We start from the raw sequence: 8,824 nt of genomic DNA, 5'->3' as shown, positions 1-8,824 counted from the left end.
GCCAATCTCGTCAACCGCGACTTCCACGCCGCGAATCCGAATGAGCTGTGGGTCACCGACATCACCGAGTTCTCGATCCCCGCGGGCAAGGTGTACCTGTCGCCGGTGATCGACTGCTACGACGGCATGCCGGTCGCGTGGACGATCGGCACCAGCCCCAACGCCGCGCTGGCCAATGGGATGCTCGAGGACGCGTGCGCCACGCTCAAACCCGGTCAGACGCCCGTCATCCACTCCGACCGGGGATGCCACTACCGGTGGCCCGAATGGATTCGCATCTGCACGGATCATGGATTGACGAGGTCGATGAGCGCGAGGGGCTGCAGCCCGGACAACGCCGCCGCCGAGGGGTTCTTCGGCCGGCTCAAGCAGGAGTTCTTCCACAAGAGGAGCTTCCAGGGCGTCACGATCGACGAGTTCATTGCGATGCTGGACGAGTACATGGTCTGGTACCGGGACAAGCGCATCAAACTCGAATACGGGATGAGCATCATGGACAAGCGCATCCAGCTCGGGCTCGTCGCCTGAACACATGTGATATCGTTCTGAACGACCATTCAGACAACGAAGTCCAACAAAACGTCACCACCCCCTTGTTGGCCACGGCATTATGCGATTTCGGATCGTCGAGCTTGGTGTGATATACAATCCGATACTGTTGCCTTCCGGCGTCCTTGGGGAATGTATAGGTGAAGCTGTTGGCGTTGGGGTCCAACGTGCCGGTGGCGTAGATGTTTTCGTTGTTTTCGTTGGCGCCCTTGTAGATGGTGTAGGAGCCGTCGTAGTGATGGCCGGGCTGCAGGGTGTCGGTGAAGACGTATCGTCCCATATCGGCTTTGGGCTGGCCTCCGTTAAGGTTCACCGTCCACTTGATGCCTGCGTTGCCGTCGGTGGCTCCGTCGCCCTTGTCTACCATTCGATAGGAGAGATCTGGCGTGGTGTCGGCGCCGTTCGGATGCCCGCCACCAGGATCGCTGCCGTCCCACTGCCATGTGGCGGTATTCTTGGCGTCATCAAGCTTCTTGCCCTGCGCGAGCAGTTTGAGTGCCTCTTCGGAAAGACTCGCCTTGTAGGTGAGCTTGTGGCCGTCGCCGTCGGCGGTCTTGACATTACCGAGTCTGATCGTGGCCTGCTGTCCGTTCGCGGAGACGTTGTCTTCGGGGATGGCTGCGCCGTCGAGCTGGAAGCTTCCGGCCACGAACCGGAAATTCGACCCCATGGTGTCGGTGACCACCATGTTCTTCACGTCGAACTTGTTTCCGAGCGTGATGGTAAAGGTCACAGTGCCGTCGTCGTTGACCGTCCAGTCCTTCCTTCCGCTCACTTCGGTCTTGTCGAATGTGATGGTGATGCTTGAATTGGTGCCGGGAAAGGTGACGGTCTCTTTGTCGTCGTTCCCAGTGCCGTCGTCCTTGAGCGTGAATTCAAAGCTCACAAACGACTTGATATCGGAAGGATGCTGACGCAGCCAGTCTTCGTTCCACTTCTCATAGGCCACACCGTTCGTGATCCACCACGTACCGGCCACGTTGCCCTGATTGTCGAACAGTTCGCTTGGGTTGACGTTCTTGACGCCAATGTTGTCCGGGAATGTGTAGAAACGTGTGGGGCTTTCCAGCGTGGGCTTTTCGGACTCATCCCAATCCCATTCGATGTATCCGTAGAGCGTCCCGCCTACTTGAAGCTTGTCGACGGTGGAATCGAACGGAGCCATGTGCTCCATGTCCTTGTACAGCTTGACGCTGACCTTGGTCTTGGACCCATCCGTGCCGACTTCAACGGCAGGGGCATCGGGATTGTAGATGTCATCGCCTTCGACCGCACTGGCGACGCCAATGCCGATGCCGCTCAGCAGCATCGCGAAAGCCGCGATGAATGCAACCCCCATTTGCCATACCGAGTTCCTGAACAGACTCATGGTGTCCCCTCGTACCACTCGTTACTGCACTAAATCGAACCACACTACCCACTATCAACATTGGCTGCACCTCAGGACATGGTGCACCAGTTTGCCCCCCGTGCCAGAGACCCTCCATGGTCATATTCCCCTGCTGGCGCTTCGATAGTGGCAGCACTCAGTCGCGTTGTTAGCGTGACAGGGAAACGCTTTACCGCCACCTACAGCAGGACGGTGAACACAAACGGTAGAGCGATGACGAGGATTAGAAGAATGACAGTGCCCACCCATACGGCTGGGCGGCCCATATTGACCGTCCATCCGGCGCCAAAGCGCTTGGGCACCCAGATGGTTGGGTCGTTGCGGTTCACGTAGATGATGCCGCCATACCAGTAACGTTCCTCATCCCATGGGCTCGTGTCGTCGTCAGTGCCGTCGTTGTTCGCACTGCCATCGTTCGATATTGCTCCGTCATTGACCGAGCCATGCTGCCCGTAGAACAGCATGACCATGATGCCGCCGATGAGCGCGAACGCACCGGCGAACGCACCGGTCAGTCCGACCAATCCCAGATCGAGCACGCCGATCGTACCGAGTTGTATGGTCATGCCGATGCCCAGGGTCGTGACCACGCCAACGAGCAGCACATACACGCTCCACGCGCGTGCCATCGTCGCATACCGCCGCGTTGGGTTTGTCGGCGAATCTGTGTTGACCTGACGCTTCGCATATAGGACGGCGGCATGAGCACCAGTCATCACCGCGGCGAGCATCAGCTCCATCAGCGGCGCGAACCAGATCACGGACGGGCTTTTATCGGCCCATCCGTTGACGATGCCGGCGGCGTCCGTATGGATCGGCACCCGTTGCGGCATATGGTCGTAACCCGCATACCCGACAGTTATCGTCGCGGCTATCACCAAGACGTAGACGAGATCCCACCATAGCGTCAGAGGCCGCGGAATCATGTCGTCGTCGGCGATCACCATACGTTTCGCGCCTGCTGTCGTCCAGCCGCGCTCGCGTTTGATGGCGATCACTCGTCTACGGAACCGTTGCTGGATTGTGAACCCGGCGATCATTACCAAGACCGACAGAACTGACGCGCACCAGAACGTCATTGTCGCGCCGGCCAGCCGCCATAGTACGAAGCACGCGAGCACCGACACTGCCCCGAGCGCGCCGACCACTATCGAGAAGACGATGCGATAGCGTCGGATAGGCGCATCAGCGAACGTATCCGGCGGCACGGTGACGCCGAACACTTCGTGCCGGCCTACTACCCAAGGTACGATTGCGATGCCGATTGCGGTCAGTGCCGGTAGCAAGAGAAGCACGATCATGGTGGCGACACCCGTTATGGTCGTTGGACTGCTATGCATCGGATCCTCCTGATTGATGATCGGCGTTTGCTGATTGTCCGTTGCGACGGTCTTGTCTTGGTGTTGTCAGTGTCTGGAATTCCTTCGTGTAACGGGCCACTCCGATCACAATCCTAATTATCCCACCGGCGAGATGGACCCGGAGCGACACCGAGGCTCATCGCGTAGGGGAGCCGTACACAGTCCCTGCATAATACCGAGCGTGGCTCATATGGTTTGCAATGCGTGGACTTACACTTGGAATAACGATGTTCATAGAGTCGGCAGGTGAATGGTGGAACCGATTTGGACTGTGAATGAAACGCAGGCATGGCGTGATGCCGCGATGGGCAGGAACGATTGCGACCGGCTCGACAGCGAGGAATGGGATGGGCCGGTACGTCAGTATTTCGGTTTCTGGAACGGAGATGACTGGGCATCCAACTTCCATCCGGCACCCTTTGTCGTCGATTGGGGGGATACCGATGGTTCGGCGACCAAGCTGCAATTCGAGTGCAGCGAACAATGGTTCATATTCCGCAAGGCGTGGCGGTTCCACGATCAGACCGCGATGGATGCTGTGATGCAACCGGGACTGGAACCCCGCCAATACAAGGCGATCGGCCGCGGCGTAAAAGGATTCGACGTGGTCGTATGGGATAGGGAATCGTCCGGATACATGTTCGAGGCGTTGATGTTCAAGTTCACCCAGAATCCCGAACTCGCGAAACAGCTGACGGATACGGGTGATCAAGTGCTGGTCGAATGTTCACCGTTCGACACCATCTGGGGTGCCGGACTTGGCAAGCAGACGAAGGACGGTCGGGCCGATGACCGGTGGAAGGATTCATGCAACTGGCGTGGGAAGAACAAACTCGGCTTTCTGCTGATGGATGTACGTGACATCCTGAACGCCGGCGCCACGCCGTTCGATTTCCAATACCGACCTTTCATCGAACTGATCCCTCAATTGGATAGGCCGGCGAACAAGCTGTACAAGTGGATCTACCCCGAGTTCCATCAAGAAGGCGTGATTCCTCTGAGCTGGTGCGACTACGGGCCCGCGGTGGATCAATGGTGGGATCTTATCTATGAGACTCCTGGATGGGAGGATTTCCATGCGGTGTTGGAGGATTCCGGTATCGATCCTTGGAAGACATTGGAGTCGGGCAACTATGCACAGCTCAATGCCAAACAGGTGCAGGCATTGATGACATGGCTGACCCGCCGTGAACGTTCCGACGAGGGGACGATCGGCGAATCACTGGAGAACGGATGGCTGCTCAACCTGCTCAAACGACTCCGAGGCATCGGCGGGGACGTGGAGCAGGACCGCTGAGATCGCGGTATTCGTCATTGGCGTTTCTTTGGCGAGCACAAGCCTTACGCAGAGCATCGGGAACGTGGCGATGGAACGGCTTTAAATCTCAGTGAATTTATCACACGTAAACGTTGCCACCATATCGATCCGCGCCGAAATCGAGGTCGTATTTCGGCGCAAGCATCCCGGCACCGAAGCTGAGCGACGGATCCTTGCGTTTCGCAGCCCAGCCATGACCGTGCCAGGGATTGAATGACACACTGAAATCAGGCACGAAACGTATCTGATCGGCGTATATCTCCACGGTCATGCGGATGATTGGCCACTTGTCGAATGCTACCGAGGTAACGGGCCTCCTGGTATATACGGAGAACCGTCGCACGCCGTAGGCATCGCTGCCTCCGTATCCTTCACATTCACCGTATCCGAATGGCACGTTGACAGCCGGTGCCCACATCAGACACGTTGCGCGTTCGAATGTCTGAAAGGGTGTTCCCGTATCGTCATGGACGACGTAGTCCGGGCAACGTAGCAGGTCCATGACACACGCCTCCGTACACATGGCATTCAATTCACGGGGACCCACCGAAACCAGACGTGCCAGATTCCGACGTACCAGCGTCACGTCGCCGACGTCACGACCGGAAAATCGCCACAATACGATAGTGACAACAATAAGTCCGATTTCGATGGCGAGAAAGGCCGATAGCGTGGCCAGCGGATTCTCCTTGGCGGATGGATCAGCACGTAGACAAGCACAGCCGTCCATCCAATGATGAGTACGGTCATCGTTATCGCGGTGGTCTTGCGAGTGTGATCGGTTTTCTTCGCCAGCTGGTGCAGATAGCCAGCGTCGACGCCGGGCATTGCGCGATGCCATTGCGACGCCGCTCCCATGATCATGCCTGACGAGGCCGCGTTCATTGCAATCATACGGTCACTATCCCACTGACGCATGACCATCGACGTGACTCACGTTTTTTGAGCGCATAAGGCTGGTGGTTCCTTATCGGGAATGAGCGTGGACTGTGCCGGTCCTGTTGGATATTAAGGTTTTTCAATCACTGTTGTGGATAGGTTCGGACTGCCCGCTATGAGGTTTTCGGGATTGGACGTCGTATGGCAAGGAGCTGTTCGAGTCTTGGAGAACATGCAGCAAATGGCCACCACTGTTATGTCCGGCGGTACATCAGGATTGGGTGGGCGGACATTATAATGATAACGAGTATCATTAGCAATGAACTAAGGGGGAATAGTGTCCGATCGTCAAGAGCGGCACGTCGACGCGCACGCGTCGCAGCCGTCGAATCCCCGCGTCACTCGGCCGCGCATGCTCATCGAACAGACGCTGTCCGAACTTTCACGCTTCGTCACAGCCCAGGAAATCACCGACATTCTTCGTCGTCGCGGCACGCGCATCGGCACCGCCACCGCATATCGGAATCTGCAATCGATGGCCGAGCAGGGCAGACTCGACGTCATCCACCTTAACGGCGAAACCCTGTACCGCGCCTGCGCCGACCGCCATCATCACCATCACATCATGTGCCGGAGCTGCGGAAAGATCATAGAAATCGAAATACCGGGACTGGAGCAGTGGATCGAACAGGCGACGGCCAAACTGCACTACGTCGACGTCACCCACGTGCTGGAGATATACGCCCTGTGTCCACGCTGCGCGCGGAAGGCCGTCGATGACACCCGAAATGATGACGGGTATAACATTCAATAGCCGCGGGTGGCAACGCGGGCGCGTCCAGTGGTTCGCATATTCAGAAGCATCCATAACAAATCGTGAGCCGGCACGCGCATCGCAGGAGGCTGGGAACGGGAAAGCAGACAGGGGAACGGTAACCATTTTCGCTAACTTCCACCCCGATGCGTCAGACCCTATCCTTTCAACTGTCAATGCGAAGAAAACAAGAATGTTGAAAGGATAGCCAATGACCATCAAGACCATCGACCAGCACGCCTACGAAATCGTCACCGAGGAAGGCACCTTCGCCGTCTGCAAGGACACGCTCGCCAAGTTCGACATCTCCGCCCACGAGCACGGTGTGGCAGCCTGCGGCTGCTGCGGCTGCTGCCTGACCGGAGACTGCTGCGACGACACCGACTGCATGCATGGTTCCGACGAACAGTGCGAGGGCAAGGCCTGCATCCACACGTGCCATGAAAACCGCGAAGGCCACGAGTGCGCGTTCTGCCACCTCGCCTTCGACACCAACGAGGCCTGCCACGAGGCGATTCTGGCTGATCTGAAGGCGCTCAAGGCCGAGCTCGCCGCCTGAAATCCGTTTTACCGGTTCACGCAATGAATCAAGGTTTATTGCGCGAACCAGCCATTGCATTGCCCCCGTCATGGACACCGCCACCGTTTCGGGAAATGTCCATCAGCCGAAGTGTCCGTCAACCCCTCCCAATCAAAAATCAAATCAGTCTATTCACCATAGTTCCTTGCCAGTGTTTTCCCTTGGATAGAACGCCTTTACCTGTATGGTGCTGTGTATGCCGTATTCGTCCAGCAGCTGTTGGAACAACTCTTGTGTGCGTCGGCGCGTGTCGTCGACGAGAGGCATGAAATCCGTCATCGGATACACATTGATAGTGGTGGACATGGCTTTATCGTATCGTGCATAAGCGCGAATGACACCACTAAGAGCCAGTAACACGCTTGTTGTTACTGAGGGACTGTTCGGCAAAAGAAGAGAGCCCTACTTCCCAATCGGGAGTAGGGCCCTTGTGGTCGGGCTGACAGGATTTGAACCTGCGACATCCTGTACCATCAGGGGGTTGCTTTGCAAAAACCGGCTACTTTGGATGAGCGGAATATCGTTGGAATCAAGCCGTTTCTGAGTTTTGGTGTTCTTTACTGGAACCAGTGGGTTTGGTTAATCCTGACGGTCACTGTTACTGAAATGTTACTGGGATTTGCCGCTTGGGAAGGCGACACGCTCGGCGTGTCGTGAGTGGTTGGATTGCAGTCCAGCAAGAACTGTTTCGTCGGTAGTTACTGGATTCCCGGCAGAAAGACCATGCTTCTGGATTCCATCAGAATTGCTTGCGTCGTAGAATCTTGAGATAGTTTTTACGGAAGTCACGCCGATCTTTGAACATCTTTCGGTCGGTAGCGGTCTCTTCGCCGGCGTTGAATTTCAACGCTGTCAGTTCGATGGTGCACATCAAATCGGCGGCCTGCTCCAGACGATAGTCCTTCGGTTGCGCATCGCGATACACGACGGCCTCTTTGGACAGCGCATAGTCGATGGATGCTTTCAGCGCATTCGATACGATTTGCTGCCCATTGTCGTAGTACACCTTGATTGTCTCATACGATTGGAATTCGTTGAGATGTGATAGGAAGAAGTCCGCAAGATCGCGTTTGAGCTGTGCTTCGAATCGGGTCCTGTCGCCGTCGAACATGCTTTTGCGATGGGCGAACGTCACGTATCGGAACGGAAGGTTACGGGCAAGCGTGAAGAACGCGAAGAACAGTCTCTTGCGATCCGTGAATGAGACGTCCTCGTAATCGTCGTGCCCGTTGAACAACGGACCGGCATGGAACGGGATGTCCGGCAAAGCCGAATCTGTCAGATGCCGTTCATACTTCTCGATGTGCGTGGTTATGGGCGTGGAGTGCACATGGAACACCAGCGTGATGAGATAGGGGTGTATTGTCTCGGGGCATGGTTGACGGGTGTCTCGGGGCATGGTTGACGGGGTGTCCTGGGGCATGCTTTACTGCTGTCCTGGGGCATCGTTGTCGTTCGCCGGTGGCCTGCGGTATTGGTATTCGCGTGTGGTGTCGAGTCTTTGGTCGGCGAGGATCTCGCCGGTGGCGGTGTCGGTGACGGTGACGATGCCGTGGTCGATGGCCAGTTCCACCGTCCTGCCGGCGTTCTCCCTGCCGATGTTGACGATGATGCGGCGCAGCGGAGCGACGCCGCCCTGCTGGGTGACGCATCCGCGTCGGTCGGTCTTGTGCGTGCGGGCCGGGACGGTCACGTCCACGGGCTCGGGCTCCGTGCGTTCGGCGGCCGGGACGGGCCTGCGTCTCGGGGCCGTCACGCGTTCGGCCTCGCGGTGTTCCTCCTCGTCGCGTCTGGCCTGTTCGCGGGCGGCGATCTCGGGGTCGGGGCCGGCCTTGCCCTTGGCCTCGTACGCCTCCTTGGGGGTGCGGCGGCCCAGGGCCCGGTGGGGGCGTTCCTCGTTGTACTCGCGGCGGAACTCGTCGAGCTGGGCGTT

Annotated in this window: 9 protein-coding genes; 4 read left to right on the top strand and 5 right to left on the bottom strand. The window is 57.4% G+C overall.

The window, feature by feature from the left end:
• On the top strand, positions 1-528 hold a 528-nt coding region (locus BTIS_RS11455), incomplete at its 5' end, for an IS3 family transposase (protein ID WP_143248954.1).
• Here BTIS_RS11455 and BTIS_RS11450 read toward each other — a convergent pair.
• A complete protein-coding gene (locus BTIS_RS11450; protein ID WP_094665583.1) occupies positions 491-1,918 on the bottom strand; it encodes a collagen binding domain-containing protein in 1,428 nt (475 codons plus the stop codon). The genes BTIS_RS11455 and BTIS_RS11450 overlap by 38 nt on opposite strands.
• 200 nt (positions 1,919-2,118) lie before the next feature.
• The gene (locus tag BTIS_RS11445) at positions 2,119-3,240 is read right to left on the bottom strand and encodes a DUF1648 domain-containing protein (RefSeq protein WP_158216910.1); all 1,122 of its coding nucleotides are present in this window, start codon (positions 3,238-3,240) and stop codon (positions 2,119-2,121) included.
• Between the two features lie 331 nt (positions 3,241-3,571).
• Between BTIS_RS11445 and BTIS_RS11440 the strand changes: the two genes are divergently transcribed.
• Complete coding sequence (locus tag BTIS_RS11440) at positions 3,572-4,597, top strand: NADAR domain-containing protein (RefSeq protein WP_158216909.1); 1,026 nt, start codon at positions 3,572-3,574, stop codon at positions 4,595-4,597.
• 100 nt (positions 4,598-4,697) lie between these two features.
• On the opposite strand, the gene BTIS_RS11765 is transcribed toward BTIS_RS11440, so the two are convergent.
• Positions 4,698-5,459 (bottom strand): hypothetical protein, encoded by a 762-nt coding sequence (locus tag BTIS_RS11765; protein WP_143248953.1) that lies wholly within the window; start codon positions 5,457-5,459, stop codon positions 4,698-4,700.
• 450 nt (positions 5,460-5,909) lie between these two features.
• On the opposite strand from BTIS_RS11765, the gene BTIS_RS11425 reads away from it, so the two are divergent.
• Positions 5,910-6,311: a Fur family transcriptional regulator gene (locus BTIS_RS11425; RefSeq protein WP_094665589.1), complete on the top strand. Its 402-nt coding sequence runs from the start codon at positions 5,910-5,912 to the stop codon at positions 6,309-6,311.
• A gap of 211 nt (positions 6,312-6,522) precedes the next feature.
• Positions 6,523-6,870 carry a lectin-C gene (locus BTIS_RS11420; RefSeq protein WP_169713100.1) on the top strand — a complete coding sequence of 116 codons (348 nt, stop codon included), beginning with the start codon at positions 6,523-6,525 and terminating at the stop codon, positions 6,868-6,870.
• 760 nt (positions 6,871-7,630) lie between these two features.
• On the opposite strand, the gene BTIS_RS11415 is transcribed toward BTIS_RS11420, so the two are convergent.
• Together BTIS_RS11415 and BTIS_RS11410 are read right to left on the bottom strand one after the other, a co-directional pair.
• On the bottom strand, positions 7,631-8,290 hold the full coding sequence (locus tag BTIS_RS11415; protein WP_094665585.1) for a hypothetical protein: 660 nt from the start codon (positions 8,288-8,290) through the stop codon (positions 7,631-7,633).
• 27 nt (positions 8,291-8,317) lie between these two features.
• Positions 8,318-8,824: integrase core domain-containing protein (locus BTIS_RS11410; RefSeq protein WP_143248952.1), on the bottom strand; the 507-nt coding region annotated here is incomplete at its 5' end.

It is taken from the genome of Bifidobacterium tissieri (assembly GCF_002259645.1).
In the GTDB taxonomy this organism is placed as follows: Bacteria; Actinomycetota; Actinomycetes; order Actinomycetales; family Bifidobacteriaceae; genus Galliscardovia; species Galliscardovia tissieri.
The sequence above is the reverse complement of the archived record's forward strand: the minus strand, read 5'-3'. Positions and strand labels throughout refer to the sequence as shown.